Here is a 23,814-nt window from a genome sequence, read left to right as displayed (position 1 = left end):
GCCCACTTACCTTACTTACCTCAATACGCAAATAGTTATCCTATGATGATGGCGAGCTTACCTTTGGTGTGATCCCTCATCACGCATTTAAGTATAACGTGAATGTCATATCATTTTCGTAGTCAGCTATGGCATACTGACTCTTTTACTTTCTCTTAGGCTTCAATGGATAAAATCGAAATTCGCGGTGCTCGCACCCACAACTTGAAAAACATCGATTTAACACTGCCACGGGACAAACTGGTGGTGATTACGGGCCTTTCTGGCTCAGGTAAATCGTCTCTTGCATTCGACACCCTTTATGCTGAAGGCCAACGACGTTACGTTGAATCGCTGTCAGCATACGCGCGCCAGTTCCTTTCTATGATGGAAAAGCCCGATGTCGATCACATAGAAGGTCTATCCCCTGCCATATCCATTGAGCAAAAATCCACGTCCCATAACCCGCGTTCAACCGTGGGGACCATTACTGAAATATACGATTACTTGCGCTTGATGTTTGCACGTGTCGGCACACCGCGCTGCCCAGATCACGATGTACCTCTTGACGCGCAAACCGTCAGTCAAATGGTAGACAAAGTGCTTGCGATGCCAGAAGGCAGTAAGTTGATGTTGTTAGCACCTATCGTAAAAGAACGTAAGGGCGAGCACGTTAAAACCCTACAGAACTTATCCGCACAAGGGTTCATTCGCGCTCGTATCGATGGCGAGGTTTGCGACTTGTCAGATCCTCCCACTTTAGATTTGCACAAAAAGCACACCATCGAAGTGGTAGTGGACAGGTTTAAAGTGCGTGACGATATGGCACTGCGATTATCTGAGTCTTTCGAAACAGCGTTAAGCCTTGCCGGCGGGAATGCAGTCGTGGCTGACATGGATGATAAAGACGCTGAGGAAATTGTCTTTTCCGCTAACTTTGCATGTCCACATTGCGGCTACAGCTTAAGCGAGCTTGAACCACGCCTGTTTTCATTTAATAACCCTGCAGGTGCATGCCCAACGTGTGATGGACTAGGAACAAGACAATTTTTCGACCCAGCTCGTGTGGTAGGCAACGCAGAGTTAAGTTTATCTGGCGGGGCAATTCGCGGTTGGGATAAGCGCAGCTATTATTATTTTCAAATGCTACAAGCGGTTGCTGATCACTATGGGTTTAGCTTAACGGTTCCGTTTGAAGAGTTAGAAGATAGTCACAAAGATATCGTACTTTATGGCTCAAAAGGAAAATCGCTGTCGTTTAAATACATCAACGAGCGCGGCGATATCATGGAGCGCAAGCATCCATTTGAGGGCATTATTCCCAATATGGAGCGTCGATATCGCGAAACTGAATCTAATGCGGTACGCGAAGAGCTCGCTAAGTATTTAAGTCAACAACACTGTAATAGTTGTGAGGGTACGCGACTTCGCGTGGAAGCCCGTAATGTATTTATTCAAGATACAACATTACCGACTATTGCCGATATGTCCATTGCCGATGCATATAGCTTTTTTGAAACCTTAAGTTTGGAAGGGCAAAAAGCACAAATTGCAGAGAAAATTTTAAAGGAAATTCTCGATCGCTTGCGTTTTTTGGTTAACGTCGGTCTTAATTACCTTTCCATGTCGCGCAGTGCTGACACCCTATCTGGCGGTGAGGCCCAACGCATTCGACTGGCCAGTCAAATAGGCGCAGGTTTAGTTGGCGTTATGTACGTACTTGACGAGCCGTCTATCGGATTGCACCAGCGAGACAATGAACGCCTCCTAAAAACCCTGACACATCTTCGTGACTTAGGTAACACCGTATTGGTGGTAGAGCACGACGAGGACGCTATTCGCGAAGCCGACTACATTGTTGATATTGGGCCTGGTGCGGGTGTCCATGGCGGTGAGATCATCGCTCAAGGCTCTTTAGATGACATCAAAAATAGTGAAGACTCACTAACTGGAAAATATCTATCTGGCAGGGAAAAAATTGATGTTCCTGCCACAAGAACACCAGTAAAAGACGATCAGTGGTTAGTGCTTAATGGCGCCACAGGTAACAACTTAAAATCTGTCGATTTGCGTATTCCTACAGGTGTTATGACCTGTGTGACGGGAGTGTCTGGATCAGGTAAGTCGACCCTTATCAACGATACGTTTTACAAGATTGCCCAGCGCGAACTTAATAAAGCGACGACCGCTGAACCTGCTCCTCATGTTTCAATGGAAGGGCTAGAACAACTCGACAAAGTTGTTGATATAGACCAAAGCCCTATCGGCAGAACGCCGCGCTCTAATCCTGCCACCTACGCGGGTATATTCACTCCTATTCGAGAAATTTTTGCGGGTACCCAAGAATCTCGCTCACGGGGTTACAAACCAGGTCGATTTAGCTTCAACGTGAAAGGTGGGCGCTGCGAAGCGTGCCAAGGCGACGGTGTTATTAAAGTTGAAATGCACTTTTTACCCGACGTTTATGTGCCTTGTGACGTTTGCCAAGGTAAGCGTTACAACCGTGAAACGTTAGAAATTAAATTTAAAGATAAAAACATTCACGAAGTATTGGAAATGACCGTTGAAGATGCCCGTGACTTTTTCGATGCCATTCCAGCCATTTCACGAAAACTGCAAACATTAATGGATGTGGGTCTGTCTTATATTCGTCTAGGCCAAGCAGCTACCACGCTCTCTGGTGGCGAGGCGCAAAGGGTTAAGTTAGCGAAAGAGTTGTCAAAAAGAGACACTGGACAGACACTTTACATTCTTGATGAGCCTACCACGGGACTTCATTTCCACGATATTAAGCAGTTACTGGCGGTACTTCACAGGCTGCGTGACCACGGCAATACCGTTGTAGTTATTGAGCACAACCTTGACGTGATCAAAACTGCTGACTGGATTGTCGACCTTGGACCAGAGGGCGGATCTGGAGGTGGCCAGATTATTGCAGAAGGAACACCAGAGCATGTTGCTGAGCAAGACGTCTCGCATACGGGGCGCTTCTTAAAACCTCTGCTGTAACAGGTGAAGTCTGGCCAGTATTTTATGCTGGTCAGAGCTTGTATTAGTCAATCATGATATACGATAATGCAGTGTCATTTTTGCAGTGAAAATTGCTGGGGAAACAACCAATGAATCAAACACCGCCATTAGCGCTAGTGAAAACATGGTATCACTTGTTGTCTTCATCTGAAGATAACGATGTGAAAGCGCGTGCACAAGAAATGCTATTAAAAGCATTTGAATCGCCGGAAGCGATAGCGAGTTACCTGAAAAAGCACAATATTATTAAGCACTAATTAAAGCACTACAGCTTGAAATGAGGGGTGTTATCCACTCCCCTCATTACTCAAAAAAATCTGAGCTTTTTGTATAATGACGCTACACAAATATGTCAGCGTCATCGTGTTATACGCTACTGATGTTTTGCCGCTTGAATGGCTAACCCTTCACAAACCGAGTTAAACGCGTCATTTTCTAATCGAGGTAACCCAGTAAGTAGGTTTTCATAAAGGGCATCTACCACAATAGGCGACAAACTCATCCCCCCTGTGATCATCACCACTTCAGGTGTTTCTGCACTGTTTTCTAAACATTCTACGACTAGTGCTTTGACCTTATCTAGCCAAGGTTTAAGGGCCTTCTTTAAGGTCTCTTGTGTAATCTCCACGTCAAAGTCATCTTCAATATAGTGCAGTGGTAAGGTTATGTTTTGCTTACTCGACAAAAGTTCTTTCGCCATGCGAGCTGAGTTAACAACGCGAGCAGACAATTTGTTCTCTTGCACAAGTAAAAGGCGTTCTAACTGGGCAGGCTCTTTGATTACAGACATAGTTTGTGAGATATCAAGGCCGTAGTCATCTGAGAAAAATCGCGTAAGCGCAGGAATATTGTCTACGGCACACATATCGGAAAAGTATGTCGGGGGTACGGGTAGACCATTTATCATCTTCAACCCCATACCCATTTCAGGCGCAATGGCTTTTAGTACGACACTTTTATCGCAGTCCATGCCTCCTAAACGCCTTCCTGTAACAGACAATACGTCTTCTTTTCGATGTAACTGATTTGAACGAACTGGCGACAGTTTTATACAGCAAATATCTGTAGTCCCCCCTCCTATATCCACAATTAATGTCGTGGTATCTTTTGGCAAAGTTTGTTCAATTTTGTACGCCGCAGCAATAGGTTCATCTAAAAAATCAACATTGCTGAAACCCGCTTGAGTAGCAGCTTCTGTCATTATTTGTATGGCTTGAGTATTACCTTCTTCGCCACGGGTACCGTGAAACTTAATAGGGCGGCCTATAACGGCGCTCGTCACCGCTGTACCTAGCTGCAGCTCAGCACATTGTTTAAAATACGCCAACTGTTTAGCGATAATACCAATGAAGGCTTGTTTTTGGTCTGTGTCTAAAGAAGCGCCTAGGAAGTTCTTAGGAGAGTAAATTAACCGACCTTTGTCGGGCATTTTAAGGAAACGACGAAACCCTTCTTCGCCAAATGCAAATTTACCGTGCTCAACCAGTCTCAATAGCGGAATTTCATCCAATGACATGGCGTGCATAAGCTGGGCAATAGCCTTTCTTTGCAAAGCGGGCTTATTGTGCAAATCACCGCGTAAGGAGTTAATGCGATCATTGTAAAGCGACTGTTCTCTGGGATCTTTCGCAGAGTAATAGCCATCCTTAGCCTTTTCAATTTGTTCGTTAATCGCGCGTTGTAGCTGAGCTACTTTCGCTTCCACCATTGCATCGGGCGGAGGTGGTAGTTCATCTTCAAAATAGATGAATACCGATGAACGGATTTTATTCCCTTTCGCATAAAGCGGATCCAGTTTTATGTGCTGATGGGTTGTACCATCAAAATACACAACTTCTGAATTTGATGTGCCGTAATCAATCCCAATCGCCGTCATAATGTTTTCGCTTAAATAGAATCTTCGCTAAAAAGTTAAGGAGCGGATTGTAAGTAAATACGGCGTTTCTTTCTAGGGTATGTTGCTTTTTAAATTTCAAAATAAAAAACAAAGAACAACACCCCCTTAATCCCCTTAAAAAGACACGTCAGAAGATAAATAGAGAGTGTTAACTATTCAACTGTCTCATTCTTGACCATAAAATTGCCCGTGAACTTATCAGCAAGCATCGACACTGCATAAGCCAATTCTCTATCTCCAGAGAACATAGTGTTTAAAATGGGCGTGTTATGATTGAACGCATCTTGATTGGCTACAGATTGAGGAACAAAATTCTCTCTGTAGCTACCATTCACATGATACAAACGCTCAAAACCAAGCTCGACGGTGATGGATGAATTAGGTAAAGTGAACTGAGAAATTCCCCCTAATAAGTCAGCCATGGGTTCACCTACAACCGCCTTCGCGCCTATTGCATCAAAACCAATGGTCATACCCTCACCCATACTCCCCGTCCAACGTCCAGCAAGCACAACCACAGGTTTATTGTAGTGAGGGGCTGTTGGTTGAACATAAGCAGTTTGTAATGTCGCGTCTTGATAATTTTGTTTCGGTGTCTGCAGTTGATACCTTTGATACGCGGTTTTTCTATCCACAAAGTGCCCCAAAATAGGCTCTGCAACGCTGGTATTACCGCCACTTGGGGTATTTCTTAAATCAATCACAAGCCCTTTGGTATGTGCTAGCTCCTCAATTGCGCGGGTAAAAGCGCTAACGGTATTGCTATCGCCCAAGTTATTGTTAAATCGAATGTACCCTACGTCATCAATTTCTTTTACCACTAGCGCTGGGCCATCTTTAAGCGCATTAATTGCTTCATAAGATGGTGCTAAATTCACGGTGACCACATCACCATTTTGCGCAATAGCACTCACTTCTCTAGGTTGGTTGCGATAGCCTCCAAGAGCCACGTTAACTGCCCACACTTTGTGGTTGTCGGTAAGTGGGAAAGTTGTGTGGTTGAATACCGTGTTTATCACTTCGGTAATTGTTTTACCGTCAATGTTAGTCACAGTATCACCAACCGATAATTTGCTCTTCGATGCTGCGCTACCGGCTTTTATTCGCTCAATCACAAATTTATCAGCATGTTTAGCTACCCAAATATCTGACCCTGTGGGCGTTACGCTAAAATCATTACTGTTAAGTGGGCTAACATTGAAGTGCGGGTCGATAAAGAACTGCTTAATCACTTGCAAAAAATCAACAAACTCTTCTTCACTTTGTATGGCTATGGCTTGCTTTGAGTAGTACTGCTTAAGGGCAGGCCAATCAACAGGAGCTGTATCAAGATAGGCGTAATTGTCTTCCACTAGTTGTACAAATTCTTGCCAACTGGCCTTAGCATCAAATTGTGGAGACTGGGCGCAACTCATCAAAGTGACAAGTAGAAAGCCAATAGTAGCAATGCGATAAAACATAATAATCCTTTTATAAATCGGTTTTAAATATAAGAGCCACTTGATATTACGACTCGTACTTTGGGTAGTGTTCCAATAGACGGGTCACCAATGGTCTCTTTTTTAATGCCTTTTCCATTTGTGTCAGAGCATGCTCTACGTCCACATCGATTTCTTGCCATAGCTTGTCATAGACGTGCTCGAAGTCTTGCATAATTGAAACTATCTTTGCGGCTTCCTGCTCGGCTTCAGGGGCAATAAGATAGACCCGTTTCCTCGAATCTCGCTGGTCAGGCTGCGATGTGAAAAAGCCGTCCTGCACACTACTTTTCAGTCTACTTTCAATAAGCTGTCGAGAAAGACCAATATGTTCAGCCAATTCTGTAGAAGACAACGGGCCCTGTGTATAAAGGGCCAATAGAATTGAAATACGATTAGCGGGTAAATTAATGCCTAATTCGTTAAATACGTCTTGGCCTTGTATAGCGATAAGCTCGGCGCAGCGCATTAATATGGCACCAAACTGTGGACTTCTGATCATTATCCTTTCATTCCTTTCGAACGTTACTTACTAGAGCGTGTCGTTTTTGTTCAGCACTTGCATAGCTCTTATCTAATTCTTACTTAACATTACAGGCTTTAACTACGAGCATTGATAATTTATGAAAATATTTGCGCAAATATTTTCATAAATCAACCTTTTTTTATTGTTAGTAATAGAGCCTGTTTATCTTTGTTCATAAATTGATTTTAAAATTAGGCAGTGGAAGAAAGACAGTGACCGTGATTTTTGCCTACTGAAATACCAGTCGCATAATGCTAAAGTGATGAAAAACAAATACAGATACCCTGCCAATTTATGAATAATGCAACACCGTTAGTCACGTCATTTGATGTGCGATTTTGCGAAACCGACGCACTACAGCACGTGAGTAACACCGCCCTTGTAGCGTGGTTTGAAGCGGCTCGAGAGCCTATTTTTCGTATGTTCACCCCAGAATTAGACTTACAAAACTGGCCTCTCATTCTTGCCAGTTATAAAGTCGATTTTCTTGCACAGATTTTCTATGGTATGCCTGTAACCGTAAAAACCTATGTTAGCCGATTAGGCAATAGTGCATTCGATGTCTATCAAGAACTTTGGCAAGATGACAAACTTTGTTCTACTGGTGTAACCACCATGGTGCATTTTGACTACAAAACACAGCGTTCTGCACCCATCCCAGATTCAGTGAAGGCATCATTGCAATCTCTCTTCAAAGACTTGTCACAACAATAAGTACAAAATAGAGGCACTATGAGCGATTTAATAGAAGTCATAGATAACGTTCTTCCACCAGAGTTATGCACTCAGTTGATGGAGCGGTTTGAGAAAAGTCCAAATTTAAGTCAAGGTCGTACTGGTGGTGGTGTTGACTTGGATAAGAAGCGTAGCACTGATGTGTCAATTAGTCGCAACAGCGAATTTCAAGACTTGTTCAAACAAGTAATGCAATTTACCGGGCAGCAATTGGTTGCCTACATAGAAAAATATTACTTTGCACTGGTGGGCCCTATAGGGTTAACCGTACGCCACCCTAAAACTGGCGAGCCAGTTAAAGTGACAGCAGAAAATTTTGATGAAGTTGGCAAGCCTAACCTGCCCAATTTAGTTAACTATTTGTTCCGTATAGGTGATGTTAACGCGCAGCGGTATACTGCCGGAAACGGTGGTTATCCTTATTGGCATTCAGAGGTGTACCCACAGGTGCAACACAATGATGCGCTGCATCGGGTACTGTTATTTATGTTTTACCTAAACGACGTGGAAGACGGCGGAGAAACCGAGTTCTATTATCAGAACCGCGCGGTGAGGCCCAAAGCCGGTAGAATGGTGATCGCCCCGGCGTACTTCACCCATACTCATCGTGGTCAAATACCAAAAAGTAACGACAAATATATTCTAACCTCTTGGCTTTTATTTAACCGTGCTGAGAAGATTTATACGCAAGGTTAACGCGTTTATCCCAAAGACTAGCAAGCTCTAGGTAGATTTATTCAAAGCACTTGTGTCTCTAGGTGCAAGTGTATGCTTAGGGCCTGTTAATCTTTGGTAAAAAGCAAAAAAGTAGCGTGCCCAGTAATACGCAACAAGAGAAAATCAATGATAGCTGAATGGAAAAATCTACCAGCAACCCAGTAACAAAAGCGCCTAGTGATGCAAAGCTAATTTTGGCAGCAGCCACCCACATGTAAATTTGTGCCGCTCCTTGAGTAGGTGCGTATTCACTGCGTGCCGCCAAAGTGACGGCGAAAAAAATCGAATTGATGACGCCACATAGCCAAAATGCAAATAACCCCATAGAAAACGAGCCACTCAGCAAAACCAGTATTAATGTAAGAAACAGCAGTACGCCAATATTGCGTAGTAATATTAAGGCGTCACTACGTAGTGGCCTAAACATCAATAGAACAGCGCCACACAAGCAACCAACACCATATAAAGTAACTAAATAAGCGCCACTTTCCTTACTGTGTAACCAAGCCTCACTAAGATAAACTGCCATTACAGGTAAAGCTGCAATACTGAACGATGCTCCTGACGTCATTGCTATGGTCAGTCGAAGTGGTTTTGACCCCTTTATTGTTGAGATAACGAGCTTAAAACTGGGAGCGGCCTTAGCTCCTTCCCCTCTTTGCATTGATGCCAATGAAGGTAGGCACAACGTGAAGATACCGGCCACTACAGGTAACCACATAACAGCGCTAATACTCAGCTTTATCGGGTAGAGTTCGCTAAGCAAGGCTACCAACATGGGGCCGAGCGTTAAGCCAAGTCCGTAAGTTAATGTATCTAGGCTTTGCGCTTTGCGCTTCGAAGTAAGATCGTCGTTTACCAATTTTACTGTTTGGGTACTCAAGCCCCCCATCATAAACGAAGTACAAGTTCCACATATCAAGAGCGCTAGCACGCTCAACCATGTCGCTTGGCTTTCAAACCCAAGAACCGCAACTTGAAAGCATACTGCAAATAGAAAACACGCTGTAGAAATAGTAAAGCGGGGGTCCGTATTGCTATCTAACCAACGGCCATATACCGGCCCTAAGATATGCGGAGCGGTCAAACATGCAGCTAGCGCACCTGCTGTTTTACCATTCATACCATAGGTGCGCGCTAGTAATATAACCGCTACCGTAGCACCTCCCGTCGTAATACGGGCTGGTACTGCGGCAAACATATAGCGTGTAAGCCCAGAAGAAAAGGACATTGCCATCGCAGATACCTTCAAATGCAAGTGAGGTTATACCAAGTTCAACTTATTAATTAGATTGTCCAATTCCATATGGTCTTTCGAGCTTATTGGTAAAAACGGTGATGGTAAGCTATTGCCTTCGCAAAAGCCAAGAATGTCAGCCACAGCAGCCATTACTCTTAATCCACCACCATTACGTGCAAATAGCTCCCAAACACCGTTCAACGACTCTGATACCGTATTAGCATTCGCTGACTCATTCGACTGAGCAAGCGCAATAATATGTTTGACTGTTCTAGGAAACATTCCACCAATAACAGAAAGCCACAAGTCACAGCCTTCAGCCATTCCTTTAGCGCCAAAGGCATCACCACTGACGCCAATTGCAATATGTTCAGGAAGTAAGCCTCTCAGTGTTGCTAAACGCTCAGAACCCTGCTGTGTCGCAAACGGCATACCCGGGATCTTTATTGCACCAATATTCGGAAGTTCAGCAATTCGACGGTAAAGTGCATCACTGAAAGTAAAGTTGGTTACTCTAGGGTTTTCATATACGCAAACAGGGACAGATACTGCCTGACTTACTGCACTATACAAACTAAACACTTCGTCTTCGTTAAGCGGGTGATAGGAAACTGGCGCTAAGAGTACTGCTTTCGCTCCTGCTTTTTGCACTGCTTCCACATTGTGTAAAACATCAATAGTTCGTAGCGCTCCTACACCCACCATAACGGGAATATCCGTAGCCTGTTCAACTGCCAATGTGGTTAGTTCAGATAATTGCGCTCTGGTTAAGTAAGGATACAGTCCGGTTGAACCCATAGCACAAATTGATTCAACATTTGCGGAAACAAGGTTTTCTATAATCCGTACAAATGCGTTATGGTCAATGTGCTCGTTTTTAAAAGGCGTAATAGGAAAAGCTGATAAACCAGTAAACATTGGGCGTACTCTTTGTTTAAAATACAGTAATAAAATGAAAACATGGGACAACAGCAAAACCCCATGACAAAAACAATATTGACATAGGACAAAAATGAAAGTCAAGATTTCAGGTCATTCTGCGCAAGAAATTTTTGAGTCAGTGCGTGAACTTACTAAGTCAGGTGATCTGCAAACCGGTGACTCACTCCCCCCCCGTAAGAGAGCTTGCACAACAGCTTGGCGTGAACAGGAATACCGTTTCTTCAGCCTACCAACGTTTATCTAAAGCGGGTATAGCAATTACACAAGGGCGTTTAGGCACGCGTATATGCGCTGACCTAAAACCAGGAGAGCAAGAGGGCGCAACAAAAACGGAGCTCTTTGATCTAGCCGATGGCAGCCCAAGCAAAGCGTGGCTGCCTGATTTAAATGACGTTGCTGCATCTACGCTTTTCAATCAGTACCTTTATGGTGAAGAGACCATTCTTCCTCACGTGGAGGAGTATGGACGTAATTGGTTTAAAGGCGCATGCCCTCAAAACTTTAAAATCACCCTGTGTAACGGCGCCATAGACACCCTTGAGCGTATGATGGCAGCGCATCTCGTTCCCGGAGACAAAGTGGTTGTTGAAGACCCTTGTTATATCAGTTCAGCCAACGCTATTCGTTTGGCTGGAATGCAAGTGATTGGTGCAACGGTCGATGAGCATGGTATGCAAGCTGAAGCCCTTGAGGCGGCGCTAGAAAAGGGCGCAAAGGCGGTATTGGTTACACCTAGGGCGCACAATCCAACGGGCGTTAATATTACCCAAGAACGAGCCGAGGAAATTAAAAGCGTGCTTGCGCGCTATCCTGATGTGATTGTAATGGAAGACGACCACTTTTCATTACTTGCCCTGACTCCACACTACTCTGTTATTCCCCCCACAACACGCAACTGGGCAATATATCGCTCGGTGTCCAAAGGCTTAGGACCAGATCTTCGAATGGCCTTTGTGGCTGCTGACCGCGAATCAGTTAAACGCATTAATACACGTCTTGCTCCAGGCATGTCTTGGGTTAGTCGCGTGCTTCAGGCTATGGTGTATACCTGTCTAACAAACGATAAATTCGTACAGCAATTGCATCTTGCTAAAGCGCATTGTGCGGCCCACCGAAGCACACTTATACAGGCATTGAAACACCACGGTATTTCATTAGTTGATACAATTGATGGGCTAAATGTGTGGGTTCCCGTAAAGCAAGACAGTCAGGCAACTGCGTTTTCGCTTACGCGCAAAGGGTGGTTAGTGAGGCCGGGAAGCTCGTTTGACGTAGACACGAAGTCTGAAGCTATAAGAGTGAGTATTCAAAAAATAGAGGCAAAAACCGCTGATACGTTTGCGCGCGATTTGGCTGATATTATTAGAGGCTGACTATGGTTATTAGGGATCATTAGGCAGCCCCTACATTACTAAAACGCTTCTACGAGTTCACCTTTTAAACGGTAGCCCACCGACGCAATATCACCTTTCCAGCCATCTGTGGAAAGCTCACCGGTTACCCAAATAGCATCATAAATATTGTCAATGCGTACGCCTTCTTCAAACTTCACGTAAACAATTTGATTTGAAGGCGGCGGGGGTACATGGATACACGCGCCAAAATACGGTACTAAAAGGAATTCCGTCGTCAATTCTGCTGTACCTTCCAGAGGAACAACAAAACCAGGTATTTTTACGCGTTTACCATCGTAGGTTGCAACAACAGGTGCATCGGGTTGAAGTTGACTCATTTCTCCATTGTGCTGCACAGCAGGCGGTGCTAACTCATTAAAGCCCTCGGGGACTAAGTCTTCCCAATACACTTCAACTGGTGCTTCATCTGCCAACGCTCTAGCGCCCAGTAAAGTAAACAGCAAAGTAAATAACAGTTTAAACGTTGTGTTTCGATGAGTCATACACACTCTATTTTTCAAACAAATAAAAAAAGGCTGGATAGTACCAGCCTTTTTAGCATCAATTGCACGCAGGTTAAATTATTCTGCTTCGAAACGCGCGATACTTGCGGTAATTTCGTCTTTTGCTGCAGCAGCATCTGCCCAGCCGTCAACTTTAACCCACTTACCTGGCTCAAGATCTTTGTAATGTTCAAAGAAGTGCTCAATTTGCTTAAGTAGTAGCGGAGGCACGTCTGAAATTTCTTTAACGTCGCGATAGATAGTAGACAGTTTGTCTACCGGTACAGCAAGTACTTTCGCATCTTTACCTGACTCGTCAGTCATGTTAAGTACGCCAACAGGACGGCACTTGATAACAGAACCCGCAAGTAGTGGGAAAGGTGTCATAACAAGTACGTCAACTGGGTCACCGTCTTCAGACAATGTGTTGTTCACGTAACCGTAGTTCGTTGGGTAGTGCATACATGTTGCCATGAAGCGGTCAACAAAAAGCGCACCTGTGTCTTTATCTACTTCGTACTTCACCGGGTCAGCGTGGGCTGGAATTTCGATGATCACGTTAACTTCGTCTGGCACATTCTTACCAGCAGAAATAGCACTTAAGCTCATTCTTCGATCCTTTCATTGATATGTTTAAAATTTTGGCCCTAAGTATACGGTGACCGCGGCAAAATAAAAACGGTTTACGACTCTTGTCGTAGTATTCTCAGTATTTTTTATTAAATTTTGCCGCCAGTAGGTCTATTTGGCCTACTCTCGATAACTCAGGCACATATCGACTTCGTCTTTTGAACCAATAAGGCAAGGCACGCGCTGATGAATTTCTTCTGGCATAACCTCTAAAATGCGACCATTGCCGGTTTCCGCTTTACCACCCGCTTGTTCCATCAAAAATGCCATTGGGTTTGCTTCATATAACAGGCGTAATTTACCTGGTTTTGACGGGTCGCGATTGTCAAAGGGATACATAAAAATACCACCGCGACATAATAGACGATGTATATCACCCACCATCGCTGCAACCCAACGCATATTAAAGTCCTTGCCTCGTGGGCCATCTTTGCCCGCCAACAAGTCAGCAACATAGGCTTGCATTGATGGTTCCCAATGACGCTGATTTGATGCGTTTATTGAAAACTCAGAGGTTTCTGTTGGTACTTGAATATTAGGATGCGTAAGCAGGAAGCCGCCATGGGTTTTATCAAGTGTATAAATATGTGTGCCACGGCCAGTGGTTAGCGCCAACATGGTTGATGGCCCGTAAAGTACATAACCTGCTGCAACCATTTGCGTACCGGGCTGTAGAAATGCAGAAGGGTCGTCAGCGTCCATCCATTGAGGAGCATGCGCTATAGAAAATATGGTCCCTATCAGGCTGTTAATTTCAGTGTTTGATGAACCATCGAGTGGATCAAAGCTCACCAAATACTTACCTTCTGGGTTACACGGTACAACATCGTCTTCTTCTTCCGACGAAATCGCTTTCACATAACCTGATTCCCGTAGCGTATCTTTTAAAATATGGTTAGAGATAACGTCGAGCTTCTTTTGGGTTTCGCCTTGAACATTTTCAGAAAGCGTTGAACCAAGTACGCCTGCAAGCGCACCTTGACTCACGCGGAAAGAAATTTCTTTACAGCCTGCAAGTAGCGTTCGAATGAGTAAGATCAACTCAAGTGGCGCGCCATCTTGTTGCAGTTGGGAGTTTAAACGTTTCATTGAATGTAAGCCTTTTTTGGTGTGTAGGGTTTTATGTTGTAAGGTGCCCAGCTTTCCTTACCGGCTTATCGCTCACAACATTGACAGGTAAATCAATATTTTTACCTTAAGCACGAATATTGACCCTGTGTGTGTAGATTGTAACCGTGTTCGACACGAAGTGGAATATGCTTATAGTATGCCATTTACACACCATACCAGTTGATGTAGCAACGATTTTACGTTAGTACGACGTTTTTTTGGGAAATTGCGTTATCCCTGTGTAATTAGGTTCTGATACAGTAACCCCATCACATGATAATTCGTTGAGAATGCACTATGCATGTACATATACTAGGTATTTGCGGCAGTTTTATGGGTGGTATTGCTGCTATTGCCAAAGCCATGGGCCACAAAGTGACCGGTTCAGACAAAAACGTCTACCCGCCCATGAGCACACAACTTGAAGCCTTGGGTATTGAGTTAACCGAAGGGTATGACGAAAGCCAATTTAATCCTGCCCCAGATATGGTTGTTATTGGTAACGCAATGTCTCGAGGCAACCCTGCCGTTGAGTACGTTTTGGACCGAAACTTACCCTACACTAGCGGCCCTCAATGGTTACTCGACAATCTATTGAAAGACCGATGGGTAATTGGGGTTTCAGGCACACACGGTAAAACTACCACCAGCAGCATCGTTGCCTGGATTTTAGAGCACGCTGGGTTAAACCCAGGTTATTTGATAGGTGGCGTACCTGAAAACTTTGGTGTCTCTGCGCGTGTTGGAGATAGCCCGTTCTTTGTTATTGAAGCAGACGAATACGACAGTGCATTTTTCGATAAGCGCTCCAAGTTTGTGCATTATCGCCCTAAAACTCTTGTTATTAATAACTTAGAATTTGATCACGCTGATATCTTTGCTGACCTTGGCGCAATTCAAACCCAGTTCCATCATCTAGTAAGAATGGTGCCGCAAAATGGATTGATACTCACACCCAACAACACTCCTTCCATTGAAGAAACCTTAGCTCGCGGTTGTTGGTCATCGCGCCAATCGCTTGGGAAAGAATGGCAAGCAGAGTTGATACAAAGCGATGGCAGCGCTTTTCACATTCTACATAACAGCGTTCAAGTAGGAACTGTGACTTGGTCATTACTCGGTCAGCATAATGTGGACAACGCCTTAATGGCCATAGCAGCAGCACATCACGCCGGTGTTACACTTAACGATGCTATTGAAGCTTTGTCTTATTTCAAGAACGTTAAACGACGCATGGAAATTAAAGGTACGGTGAATAACGTTACTGTGTATGACGATTTCGCGCACCATCCAACCGCCATTGCAACCACACTTGATGGCCTGCGTAACCGTGTTGGAGGTGCACGCATTATAGCCGTACTAGAACCTCGCTCTAATACCATGAAGATGGGTATACACAAAGATACATTGGCGCAATCTTGGCAAAATGCTGATATGACGTTGCTATACGAACCTGAAGGAATGGACTGGTCTTTATCAGAAACGGCCAGCTTAAGTACCACGCCCACAACCTGCTTTAATAGCGTGGAAGCGATCGTAAAGGAGTTAGCTCACGTAGCACAACCAGGCGACCATATTCTTGTTATGAGCAATGGTGGCTTTGAGGGTATTCACAGTCGAATTCTCACTGCACTAGAGGCTCAATAAGCGAGTTCATCAGTGCAAAATTCTGGCAGCATAAAAATGCTCGCAGAGACATAGTTAAGAAATATCAAATGAAGCCAAACAATGAGGCAATATAATGAAACACGATAAGCAGGTAACGCTTGCTATCACAGGGGCGTCAGGTGCTCCTTATGCGTTAACACTTCTTCAGTCACTCGTTAAGGCAGACTATCAAGTTTATGTCCTGATATCGTCCGCTGCTAAAGTGGTGTTCGCTACTGAACAAAACATTAAAATTCCGGCTCGGCCAGAAGACGTTGCGACCTTTTTTTCGCAACATTGCAATGCAAAGCCCGACCAAATTAAAGTTTTTGGAAAGGAAGAATGGTTTTCACCAGTTGCTTCAGGTTCAGCAGCGCCTGCAAAAATGGTAGTTTGCCCGTGTTCAACTGGCACCTTATCAGCAATTAGCATTGGCGCGAGTGACAACCTAATCGAACGCGCTGCAGATGTGGTACTCAAAGAGCGCGGTCAACTTATCTTAGTACCGAGAGAAATGCCACTCTCCACTATTCACTTAGAGAATATGGTAAAGCTGTCACAAATGGGTGCCACAATTATGCCTGCCTCGCCGGGCTTTTATCACAATCCAGAATCTATAGACGACCTGGTAGACTTTGTGGTGGCACGTATACTAGACCACTTAGGAATAGAACAATCTTTGGTAGCCAGATGGGGTTACCAATCATCGAAACACACAAAGGGTTCTTCATGTTGATCAATAAAACCTGTGCCATTGCGCTGAGCACGTTCCTCACTTTAAGCGTTGCAACACCTGTCTTTGGTTGGGGGCAAACAGGTCATCGCGTAACAGGCGCTATTGCAGAGCAGTATTTAAGCCCGTTATCACGCGCAGCGCTTATGGAGTTATTGCCCAATGGCTCACTTGCGCAAGCGGCTACCCACGCCGATGACATGCGTTCAGATAAGAGCGAATTTTGGCAAAAGACTGCAAGCCCTTGGCATTATGTCTCGGTTCCCCATGGTACAACCTACTCGATAGAAAATGCGCCCGAAGAAGGCGACGCAGTGACAGCATTAACTCAGTTTACTCAAACCCTGAAAAGCAAAACTGCAAGCTTAGAAGAAAAACGCCTAGCACTGCAGTTTATCGTGCATATTATTGGTGACTTGCACCAACCTCTTCACGCAGGTAATGGCACTGATAGAGGGGGCAACGATGTTAAGGTTCGTTTCTTCTGGCAAGACTCTAACTTACATAGAGTTTGGGATTCAGAAATGCTAGACCAACGCCAGTTGTCATACACGGAATGGACACAGTGGTTAACTGAAGCCATTACTGCAGAAGAAATTCGTCAATGGGCGACCACTGACGTAATGGTGTGGATAAAAGAGAGTACGGAAATTCGCGATACCATTTACCCTAAAAACGCGAATGACATCAATTATGACTATTTATATGTAAACCTCCCCACTGCCAAAACGCGCTTACAAATGGCGGGGATACGTATTGCGCTTTATCTCAATGCTGTGTTTGAGGCTGCGAACAAGTGATGTATTTTTGTGTACAAGGCTATTTAGCCTTGTACACATTGGTGAAAATTAGCTGATTTAGTCAATATCGAGCGGCTCAGGAGATAAGATAACCCCTGTACTATCGGCATATAAGTGATCTTCAGGCAAGAAAGTAACGCCGCCAAAATTCACCGGTACATCCACTTCCCCTGTACTTTCGCTATCTGCATTAACCGGGATAGCAGCGACAGCTAAAACACCGATGTCCAGCTCCGCCAAACTATCAATTTCTCTAACGCTGCCATAGCACACAACGCCTTCCCAATCGTTATCGATGGCAATTTGTGCAGAGGATGCATCGAATAATGCGCGACGTGTCGAGCCGCCACCATCGATCAACAGAACTTTCCCAGCTCCTGGTTGAGCCAACACTCTGTCGATTAACCCTCTATCTTCAAAACATTTGATGGTTGTGATTTCCCCTCCAAAAGAGTAACGGCCACCAAAGCTCGCGAAAATTGGATCGACCACGTCTACGCTGTCTGCAAACAAATCACATAATTCAGATGTGTTGTATTCCATTGTTGTGCCTTACTTTATCAAGAGGGTTAGGACGACTTTTACAACCTTAGCATAGCATTAAATGTTGCCTTGCAAACCACTGATTTAATGCGATTCATCGAATTGTATTGATTGGTGAAAAATCGAATGTATTTATTACATTACCCTCGAACTTAGCACATATCTTGCTTTGATTAAGTGTAGAAGGCATGAATTCGTGGGCGATATTACAGGCAGTAACAATAGACCAGTACCCTCAGTTGAGTACCATTGTAAGAAAAGTTTCTTTTTTTCTTCACCCACTGGTCACACATCGCACTTAGCCTACTTATTAATCAACACATAGAGGACAAGGCGATGCTGATAAAATCGTTGACGAAATACGATACCGACCTTTTTTATCGCCTCTATAAACTGACGCAAAAAAGAGACTGTCGCAGTATCATCTGGCTTTCTAAGACCGGTGATGGATACTTGTATTTCGCCATTGGTATGCTGTTGTGGGCATTTGAGCCTGAGCACGGCGAGCTTTTCCTTTACACGGCACTTATGGCCTATGCGTTAGAGCTTCCATTGTATGTGATGTTGAAGAAGATGTTCAAACGGCCTCGCCCTTGTGATTTTCTCATAAACCTTACTGCACACGTTACCCCCTCAGACAAGTTCTCTCTGCCTTCAGGGCACACCGCCGCTGCATGGCTAATGGCAAGTATTGTTGCATACTATTATCCCTCATTTACTTTGCTCGCTTACTGCTGGGCAGCCTTAATAGGGCTTTCACGGGTTTTACTGGGAGTGCATTATCCATCAGACGTAGTGGCCGGCACTTTTCTGGGTATCACTATCGCTTCATTAAGTCTTGCCATTCTGGGGTAATATGAAACTTTTATATGGTGTCCAAGGCACGGGTAATGGTCACATCGCTCGCGCTCGAATTATGGCTTCTGCATTAGCACAGCGCAGCGACATTGATGTAGACTTCGTTTTTAGTGGCCGTGCCCCTGAAAAGTATTTCGATATGGATGTATTTGGTGAGTACCGAACCCTAACTGGATTAAGCTTTATCACTAAGGGTGGCAAAGTAGATAAGTGGGGCACTGTTCGCCGAGCCAACCTCCGTCAATTCTCCAATGACGTAAAAGCTTTTGATGTCAATGGTTATGATTTATTAATCAATGACTTTGAGCCCGTGACAGCGTGGGCAGCGAAGCGCAATAACCTCCCTTCAATATCAATTAGTCATCAAGCGGCTTTTTCTTATGACGTGCCTAAAAGCGGTAATACCATTTTAGACTCACTCCTTGTAAAGCTGTTTGCTCCAACCCAGCTTCAACTGGGCGTACATTGGTATCATTTCAATCAGCCAATCATTCCACCATTTGTAGCAGATAAGCCCGCCATTGCGCCTGCCCGAGGGCATGTACTGGTTTATCTTCCTTTCGAAGAAGTCGACGATATCCAGCAAATGCTTGAACCCTTAAGCGACCAGGCTTTTGAGTGCTTTCATCCCGACATTGGGGAAGTTAGAGAAGAAGGTCATATTCGCTGGAATCCTACTTCCAAGAAACATTTTCAGCGCGCACTTCAGCATTGTGATGGCGTTATCGCCAATGGTGGTTTCGAATTGTCGAGTGAAGCTCTGCAATTGGGCAAGAAATTGCTCATCAAACCATTACATGGGCAGTTTGAGCAGCTCTCTAACGTGTTAACCCTCAACAAACTTGACCTATGCCAAACGCTATTCCAGTTAGACACAGATATTGTTGAAGAGTGGTTAGAAGCCCCCGAAAATGAAGCGATCACCTTTCCTGATGATCCCACTATACTAATTGACTGGCTTAAGAAAGGCGATTTCTCTGACATCCAAAGTTTGTGTGATGCACTGTGGAAAAACGTCCATTATGGCGATAAAACACGAGAACGCCTTTTGGCTCTTGCAATTTAGCACGGCAATGCGATGATAGCGGCATTTGTCGTATTCTTCGCGGGATTGTTTCGTGCTCAAAAAGTCGGTTTTTCTAATATTTTCACTCAGCGTGCTAAGTGGCTGCGGCTACAAAGGGGCTTTGTATATTCCTGATGCACCACAGCAAAACGCACCGGCAGAATCTACATCCAATGAAACCCAAAGTGTTAATTCCTCCTCAAACATTAACAGTACTTTACCCGCGCCCACTTCTGGAGAGCTGAACTAGTGGATTATTTTGCCTATAGCCAAGGTCAACTGCATGCTGAAAATGTAGCTGTTGCAGACATCGCGGCCACCCACGGAACGCCTGTTTATATTTATTCTCGCGCAACGCTAGAGCGCCATTGGCATGCATTCGATGATGCAATTGGTTCTCATCCACATCTTATTTGCTATGCGGTGAAAGCAAATTCAAACCTTGGCGTGTTGAGTGCTTTGGCTAAGCTTGGCTCGGGCTTTGACATTGTATCAGCCGGAGAGCTTGCAAGAGTGATAGAAGCCGGCGGTGACGCCAGCAAAGTTGTGTTTTCAGGTGTAGGCAAAAAGCACGATGAAATTCGCTATGCACTACAACAAGGCATCATGTGCTTTAATGTTGAGTCTGAGCCCGAGTTACATCGCATAAACGAAGTAGCTGGCGAGCTTGGTGTACAAGCGCCAATATCGCTACGTATCAATCCCGATGTTGACGCCAAGACTCACCCTTATATTTCAACTGGCCTTAAGGCAAATAAATTCGGCATTGCGCGCGAGCGCGCCATGGCAACCTATGAATTAGCAGCCTCTCTGCCCCATTTGAACGTTGTGGGCATGGATTGCCATATCGGGTCTCAGCTTACAGAAATTGGCCCTTTCGTTGATGCACTAGAACGATTATTAGTTTTAATCGATGAACTCGCTGAACGCAGTATTGTTATTGAACACCTCGATGTTGGCGGTGGTTTAGGCGTTACATACAACGAAGAACAACCACCACATCCAAAAGCCTATGCAGAAGCCATGGCTGAAAAGATGGTTGGCAGAGAGAACCTCAAACTGATTCTAGAGCCAGGCCGTGCCATCGCTGCCAATGCAGGTATTTTGGTTACCGAGGTAGAGTTCATTAAAGAAGGGGAAGAGAAGAGCTTCGCTATTGTAGACGCAGCCATGAACGACTTACTTCGCCCTGCCCTTTATTCTGCGTGGCAAAAGATTATTCCCGTCAAAGAAGCATCGACGGTGAAACCTCACACCTACGATGTGGTAGGCCCTGTATGTGAAACAGGTGACTTTATAGGTAAAGACCGCATATTGGCTATTGAGCCGACAGATTTATTAGCGGTAAGAAGTGCTGGAGCTTATGGCTTTGTGATGGCCTCAAACTACAACAGCCGCTGCCGCCCAGCAGAAATTATGGTTGATGGCGACAAGGTAATCGTTGTGCGTGAGAGAGAAAATCAAAAAGATCTCTGGAAAGGTGAGTATAAACTTCCGTAAACTAAGGCCAACTCAATAAGAAAGATGCGCGGTTAATGCAGGTTCAATTTTCAAAAATGCACGGTTTGGGTAACGACTTCATGGTCATTGATAACGTTACTCAAAACGTATTTTTCTCAAAAGAGAAAATACAACAACTGGCTGACCGTAATTTCGGTATTGGCTTCGATCAGCTATTGATGGTTGAACCACCTTACGATCCCGAGCAAGATTTTCATTATCGCATTTTCAATGCTGATGGTTCCGAAGTTGAACAATGTGGCAACGGAGCGCGCTGCTTTGCGCGTTTTGTAAAGCAAAAAGGCCTGATTAATCGCAATAAAATTGTGGTGAGTACGAAAGCCGGAAAGATGGTGCTGTATTTGGAAAAAGACGGCCAGGTTACCGTTAATATGGGCAAGCCCGAATTTGACCCAGCAAATATTCCTCTTAAAGCCAATAAGCAGGAAAACACTTATATTTTGCGTGTTGATGACAGCACACTATTTATAGGCTCTGCTTCTATGGGTAACCCTCACTGTGTGATGGAAGTCGATGATGTAGACACAGCAAATGTTGCAGAAATTGGCCCTAAAGTAGAAAAACACGAGCGCTTTCCAGAAGGCGTAAATGTGGGTTTCATGCAAATCATCAACGATTCTCATATTAAGCTACGCGTATTTGAACGAGGCTCAGGTGAGACCCTTGCTTGTGGTAGTGGTGCATGCGCCGCTGTTGCAATTGGTCACATACAAGGTAAATTAAGCAAAGATGTCAGAGTGGACTTACCTGGGGGAAGCCTACGAATACGTTGGCCTGGTATAGACAGCGTCCTAAAAATGACCGGCCCCGCAGAACACGTGTTTGATGGACAAATAAATATATGAGTGAATTGTCAGGACAAGCTAGCGCTACCCAGTTAATTGAGCCGTTTAACGATAAGGCTGACTTGTCGCCTGACGCCGTAGTAGCGTTTTTATTAGAAAATCCTGACTTTTTCGTTCAACATCCTGAGTTGCTTGAAAAAGTAAAGCTACCCCACGAACAAAAAGGCAGTGTTTCGCTGGTAGAAATTCAAAGTGAGCAACTGCGTAAAAAAGTACGCCAACTCAACTTCAAGCTTAATCAACTTGTTACTATTGCTAAGCAAAACGAAAAAATTTATCGGGTTTATACCGACCTTAATGTGCAGTTACTGCGCTGTGAAAGCGTGGCTGAAGTACAGTTCACATTAGAAGATGTGTTGCAGGAGCGTTTGAATCTTTCTTGTGCTGTGATTAAAAGCTTTAAAGGGCCGCACGCTATTCCCGAATTGCAACAGCGTTTGTTTACCGAAAAACGCTTTAAGAACACAGAGTTCTTTTTTGGGCGCCTTTCACAGCATGAACGTCAATTACTGTTCGGTGAGAGTGAAGCCGAATCTGTAGCACTAATGTTACTTGGTGATAAACGAGACTTAGGTATCTTAGGTATCGGTAGCAGTGACGCAAGCCACTTTACGCCAGAGATGGACACCTTGTTACTTCAACAGCTTCAGCAAGTGCTAAATATTACCTTGCCTGACATGATTGGATACTAGGTGCTGTGTCTGCGGACGCCCTTATTAGCGAAAACTGCCAACATTGGTTAGACAAGTTCCTTTTACACCTACAAGTAGAACGTGGCTTATCGCCTCACACGATAAAAAATTATCAACGCCAACTTACTGAAGTCGCTAAGCTCCTTGACCTAGTCGAATGGTCAGGTCTCACACCTAGTGATATTAAGCGCGTCATGGCAGATGCTAAGTTGTCTGGTCACAGTGCTCGCAGTATTGCATTGCGACTTTCTGCACTGCGAACATTTTGCCAGTATTTAATTGCACAACAGCAGCTTTTTAGTAATCCATTAGAAGGTATTCAAGCCCCCAAGCAAGGCAAACCACTTCCTAAACAATTAAGCGTTGACGATATGCAGCAGCTGCTTAACTCAACCGTTTCTAGTGACGATAATGACGAAGGAATGCTGCTTCGCGATATTGCTATGTTTGAGCTTTTGTATGGATGTGGATTGCGCCTTAGTGAGTTAACAGGCTTAAATTTGGCTGATTGCTTAAAGGATGGCTCGCTAAAAGTCATGGGCAAAGGCAGTAAGCAGAGGATATTGCCACTGGGCCGACAAGCACAAAAAGCCCTTAACGCATGGTTAAAAGTACGTCCTGCCTACGCATCACCCTATGAAAGTGCTGTGTTTGTTAGCAAGCGAAAAACCCGTATTTCAAATCGACAGGTGGAAAACCGCTTAAACAAGATGGCGAATGAACAATCACTTTCGCAAAAAGTAAGCCCCCACAAATTGCGACATTCATTCGCGACACACGTGTTAGAATCTAGTGGCGATTTGCGTGCAGTGCAGGAGTTACTGGGCCATGCGAATTTGTCCACAACGCAAGTGTACACACACCTTGACTTCCAACACCTCGCAAAAGTATACGACGCAGCCCACCCTCGCGCGCACAAGAAATAAAG

General features: G+C 44.5%; 24 protein-coding genes. 15 read left to right on the top strand and 9 right to left on the bottom strand.

The annotated features are described in order from the left end of the window. The first annotated feature begins 165 nt into the window (after positions 1–165). Both uvrA and EYR97_RS21885 read left to right on the top strand, forming a co-directional pair. Entirely contained in the window at positions 166–2,988 is a 2,823-nt protein-coding gene (gene uvrA / locus EYR97_RS10705) for an excinuclease ABC subunit UvrA (RefSeq protein ID WP_131093812.1), read from the top strand. Between the two features lie 110 nt (positions 2,989–3,098). Further along, on the top strand, positions 3,099–3,266 hold the full coding sequence (locus tag EYR97_RS21885) for a hypothetical protein (RefSeq protein WP_165478022.1): 168 nt from the start codon (positions 3,099–3,101) through the stop codon (positions 3,264–3,266). 116 nt (positions 3,267–3,382) lie between these two features. On the opposite strand, the gene EYR97_RS10700 is transcribed toward EYR97_RS21885, so the two are convergent. The 3 genes from EYR97_RS10700 to EYR97_RS10690 all read right to left on the bottom strand — a co-directional run bounded on the left by EYR97_RS10700 (position 3,383) and on the right by EYR97_RS10690 (position 6,886). Further along, positions 3,383–4,885: an Hsp70 family protein gene (locus tag EYR97_RS10700; RefSeq protein WP_131093811.1), complete on the bottom strand. Its 1,503-nt coding sequence runs from the start codon at positions 4,883–4,885 to the stop codon at positions 3,383–3,385. A gap of 173 nt (positions 4,886–5,058) precedes the next feature. Further along, positions 5,059–6,366 (bottom strand): S41 family peptidase, encoded by a 1,308-nt coding sequence (locus EYR97_RS10695; RefSeq protein ID WP_131093810.1) that lies wholly within the window; start codon positions 6,364–6,366, stop codon positions 5,059–5,061. A gap of 46 nt (positions 6,367–6,412) precedes the next feature. Further along, positions 6,413–6,886 carry a MarR family winged helix-turn-helix transcriptional regulator gene (locus EYR97_RS10690; protein ID WP_131093809.1) on the bottom strand — a complete coding sequence of 158 codons (474 nt, stop codon included), beginning with the start codon at positions 6,884–6,886 and terminating at the stop codon, positions 6,413–6,415. Between the two features lie 318 nt (positions 6,887–7,204). On the opposite strand from EYR97_RS10690, the gene EYR97_RS10685 reads away from it, so the two are divergent. Both EYR97_RS10685 and EYR97_RS10680 read left to right on the top strand, forming a co-directional pair. After that, on the top strand, positions 7,205–7,624 hold the full coding sequence (locus EYR97_RS10685; RefSeq protein ID WP_131093808.1) for a thioesterase family protein: 420 nt from the start codon (positions 7,205–7,207) through the stop codon (positions 7,622–7,624). An 18-nt stretch (positions 7,625–7,642) separates the two neighbouring features. Beyond that, the gene (locus tag EYR97_RS10680) at positions 7,643–8,341 is read left to right on the top strand and encodes a 2OG-Fe(II) oxygenase (RefSeq protein ID WP_131093807.1); all 699 of its coding nucleotides are present in this window, start codon (positions 7,643–7,645) and stop codon (positions 8,339–8,341) included. 76 nt (positions 8,342–8,417) lie between these two features. Here EYR97_RS10680 and EYR97_RS10675 read toward each other — a convergent pair whose 3' ends face one another. Together EYR97_RS10675 and EYR97_RS10670 are read right to left on the bottom strand one after the other, a co-directional pair. Beyond that, positions 8,418–9,599: an MFS transporter gene (locus EYR97_RS10675; RefSeq protein ID WP_131093806.1), complete on the bottom strand. Its 1,182-nt coding sequence runs from the start codon at positions 9,597–9,599 to the stop codon at positions 8,418–8,420. A 27-nt stretch (positions 9,600–9,626) separates the two neighbouring features. After that, complete coding sequence (locus EYR97_RS10670) at positions 9,627–10,520, bottom strand: dihydrodipicolinate synthase family protein (RefSeq protein WP_131093805.1); 894 nt, start codon at positions 10,518–10,520, stop codon at positions 9,627–9,629. Positions 10,521–10,699: 179 nt separating this feature from the next. On the opposite strand from EYR97_RS10670, the gene EYR97_RS10665 reads away from it, so the two are divergent. After that, positions 10,700–11,917: an aminotransferase class I/II-fold pyridoxal phosphate-dependent enzyme gene (locus EYR97_RS10665; RefSeq protein WP_207308053.1), complete on the top strand. Its 1,218-nt coding sequence runs from the start codon at positions 10,700–10,702 to the stop codon at positions 11,915–11,917. A gap of 38 nt (positions 11,918–11,955) precedes the next feature. On the opposite strand, the gene EYR97_RS10660 is transcribed toward EYR97_RS10665, so the two are convergent. From EYR97_RS10660 to EYR97_RS10650, 3 genes are all read right to left on the bottom strand, one after another. Further along, complete coding sequence (locus EYR97_RS10660; RefSeq protein ID WP_181409141.1) at positions 11,956–12,441, bottom strand: DUF3299 domain-containing protein; 486 nt, start codon at positions 12,439–12,441, stop codon at positions 11,956–11,958. Positions 12,442–12,519: 78 nt separating this feature from the next. Further along, complete coding sequence (gene ppa, locus EYR97_RS10655; protein ID WP_131093804.1) at positions 12,520–13,050, bottom strand: inorganic diphosphatase; 531 nt, start codon at positions 13,048–13,050, stop codon at positions 12,520–12,522. Between the two features lie 141 nt (positions 13,051–13,191). Beyond that, positions 13,192–14,160: a class 1 fructose-bisphosphatase gene (locus EYR97_RS10650; RefSeq protein WP_131093803.1), complete on the bottom strand. Its 969-nt coding sequence runs from the start codon at positions 14,158–14,160 to the stop codon at positions 13,192–13,194. A 318-nt stretch (positions 14,161–14,478) separates the two neighbouring features. Here EYR97_RS10650 and mpl point away from each other — a divergent pair, with 318 nt between their 5' ends. The 3 genes from mpl (at position 14,479) to EYR97_RS10635 (ending at position 17,361) form a co-directional block, all read left to right on the top strand. Then, entirely contained in the window at positions 14,479–15,828 is a 1,350-nt protein-coding gene (gene mpl / locus EYR97_RS10645) for a UDP-N-acetylmuramate:L-alanyl-gamma-D-glutamyl-meso-diaminopimelate ligase (RefSeq protein WP_131093802.1), read from the top strand. Between the two features lie 94 nt (positions 15,829–15,922). Beyond that, positions 15,923–16,564 carry a flavin prenyltransferase UbiX gene (locus tag EYR97_RS10640; protein ID WP_131093801.1) on the top strand — a complete coding sequence of 214 codons (642 nt, stop codon included), beginning with the start codon at positions 15,923–15,925 and terminating at the stop codon, positions 16,562–16,564. Beyond that, on the top strand, positions 16,558–17,361 hold the full coding sequence (locus tag EYR97_RS10635; RefSeq protein WP_131093800.1) for a S1/P1 nuclease: 804 nt from the start codon (positions 16,558–16,560) through the stop codon (positions 17,359–17,361). The genes EYR97_RS10640 and EYR97_RS10635 overlap by 7 nt, the downstream gene beginning before the upstream one ends. A 57-nt stretch (positions 17,362–17,418) precedes the next feature. On the opposite strand, the gene rraA is transcribed toward EYR97_RS10635, so the two are convergent. Continuing rightward, positions 17,419–17,904 (bottom strand): ribonuclease E activity regulator RraA, encoded by a 486-nt coding sequence (rraA, locus tag EYR97_RS10630; RefSeq protein ID WP_131093799.1) that lies wholly within the window; start codon positions 17,902–17,904, stop codon positions 17,419–17,421. A 336-nt stretch (positions 17,905–18,240) separates the two neighbouring features. Here rraA and EYR97_RS10625 point away from each other — a divergent pair, with 336 nt between their 5' ends. From EYR97_RS10625 to xerC, 7 genes are read left to right on the top strand one after another with little or no spacing between them, the layout of a single operon-like run. Then, entirely contained in the window at positions 18,241–18,759 is a 519-nt protein-coding gene (locus EYR97_RS10625) for a phosphatase PAP2 family protein (RefSeq protein ID WP_131093798.1), read from the top strand. Between the two features lies 1 nt (position 18,760). After that, on the top strand, positions 18,761–19,828 hold the full coding sequence (locus EYR97_RS10620; protein WP_131093797.1) for an MJ1255/VC2487 family glycosyltransferase: 1,068 nt from the start codon (positions 18,761–18,763) through the stop codon (positions 19,826–19,828). A gap of 52 nt (positions 19,829–19,880) precedes the next feature. After that, positions 19,881–20,078, top strand: a complete 198-nt coding sequence (locus EYR97_RS10615) for an LPS translocon maturation chaperone LptM (protein WP_242634978.1) — start codon at positions 19,881–19,883, stop codon at positions 20,076–20,078. Further along, complete coding sequence (lysA, locus tag EYR97_RS10610; RefSeq protein ID WP_131093796.1) at positions 20,078–21,328, top strand: diaminopimelate decarboxylase; 1,251 nt, start codon at positions 20,078–20,080, stop codon at positions 21,326–21,328. Before EYR97_RS10615 ends, lysA begins: the two co-directional genes overlap by 1 nt. Before the next feature lie 35 nt (positions 21,329–21,363). Continuing rightward, complete coding sequence (dapF, locus tag EYR97_RS10605) at positions 21,364–22,194, top strand: diaminopimelate epimerase (RefSeq protein WP_131093795.1); 831 nt, start codon at positions 21,364–21,366, stop codon at positions 22,192–22,194. Further along, positions 22,191–22,886, top strand: coding sequence for a DUF484 family protein (locus tag EYR97_RS10600; RefSeq protein ID WP_131093794.1), 696 nt, complete (start codon positions 22,191–22,193; stop codon positions 22,884–22,886). Before dapF ends, EYR97_RS10600 begins: the two co-directional genes overlap by 4 nt. A 5-nt stretch (positions 22,887–22,891) precedes the next feature. Beyond that, complete coding sequence (xerC, locus tag EYR97_RS10595; protein WP_131093793.1) at positions 22,892–23,812, top strand: tyrosine recombinase XerC; 921 nt, start codon at positions 22,892–22,894, stop codon at positions 23,810–23,812. Positions 23,813–23,814: the final 2 nt, after the last annotated feature.

This window comes from Alteromonas sp. KUL42 (assembly GCF_006538325.1).
In the GTDB taxonomy this organism is placed as follows: Bacteria; Pseudomonadota; Gammaproteobacteria; order Enterobacterales; family Alteromonadaceae; genus Alteromonas.
Note: the sequence above shows the minus strand (reverse complement) of the source record. Positions and strands in the feature narration are given on the sequence as shown.

Excerpts from the sequence above, each read along its gene's own strand:
- uvrA (WP_131093812.1), top strand. The coding sequence starts at position 166 with ATGGATAAAATCGAAATTCGCGGTGCTCGCACCCACAACTTGAAAAAC.
- EYR97_RS21885 (WP_165478022.1), top strand. The coding sequence starts at position 3,099 with ATGAATCAAACACCGCCATTAGCGCTAGTGAAAACATGGTATCACTTG.
- EYR97_RS10700 (WP_131093811.1), bottom strand. The coding sequence starts at position 4,885 with ATGACGGCGATTGGGATTGATTACGGCACATCAAATTCAGAAGTTGTG.
- EYR97_RS10695 (WP_131093810.1), bottom strand. The coding sequence starts at position 6,366 with ATGTTTTATCGCATTGCTACTATTGGCTTTCTACTTGTCACTTTGATG.
- EYR97_RS10690 (WP_131093809.1), bottom strand. The coding sequence starts at position 6,886 with ATGATCAGAAGTCCACAGTTTGGTGCCATATTAATGCGCTGCGCCGAG.
- EYR97_RS10685 (WP_131093808.1), top strand. The coding sequence starts at position 7,205 with ATGAATAATGCAACACCGTTAGTCACGTCATTTGATGTGCGATTTTGC.
- EYR97_RS10680 (WP_131093807.1), top strand. The coding sequence starts at position 7,643 with ATGAGCGATTTAATAGAAGTCATAGATAACGTTCTTCCACCAGAGTTA.
- EYR97_RS10675 (WP_131093806.1), bottom strand. The coding sequence starts at position 9,599 with ATGGCAATGTCCTTTTCTTCTGGGCTTACACGCTATATGTTTGCCGCA.
- EYR97_RS10670 (WP_131093805.1), bottom strand. The coding sequence starts at position 10,520 with ATGTTTACTGGTTTATCAGCTTTTCCTATTACGCCTTTTAAAAACGAG.
- EYR97_RS10660 (WP_181409141.1), bottom strand. The coding sequence starts at position 12,441 with ATGACTCATCGAAACACAACGTTTAAACTGTTATTTACTTTGCTGTTT.
- ppa (WP_131093804.1), bottom strand. The coding sequence starts at position 13,050 with ATGAGCTTAAGTGCTATTTCTGCTGGTAAGAATGTGCCAGACGAAGTT.
- EYR97_RS10650 (WP_131093803.1), bottom strand. The coding sequence starts at position 14,160 with ATGAAACGTTTAAACTCCCAACTGCAACAAGATGGCGCGCCACTTGAG.
- mpl (WP_131093802.1), top strand. The coding sequence starts at position 14,479 with ATGCATGTACATATACTAGGTATTTGCGGCAGTTTTATGGGTGGTATT.
- EYR97_RS10640 (WP_131093801.1), top strand. The coding sequence starts at position 15,923 with ATGAAACACGATAAGCAGGTAACGCTTGCTATCACAGGGGCGTCAGGT.
- EYR97_RS10635 (WP_131093800.1), top strand. The coding sequence starts at position 16,558 with ATGTTGATCAATAAAACCTGTGCCATTGCGCTGAGCACGTTCCTCACT.
- rraA (WP_131093799.1), bottom strand. The coding sequence starts at position 17,904 with ATGGAATACAACACATCTGAATTATGTGATTTGTTTGCAGACAGCGTA.
- EYR97_RS10625 (WP_131093798.1), top strand. The coding sequence starts at position 18,241 with ATGCTGATAAAATCGTTGACGAAATACGATACCGACCTTTTTTATCGC.
- EYR97_RS10620 (WP_131093797.1), top strand. The coding sequence starts at position 18,761 with ATGAAACTTTTATATGGTGTCCAAGGCACGGGTAATGGTCACATCGCT.
- dapF (WP_131093795.1), top strand. The coding sequence starts at position 21,364 with ATGCAGGTTCAATTTTCAAAAATGCACGGTTTGGGTAACGACTTCATG.
- EYR97_RS10600 (WP_131093794.1), top strand. The coding sequence starts at position 22,191 with ATGAGTGAATTGTCAGGACAAGCTAGCGCTACCCAGTTAATTGAGCCG.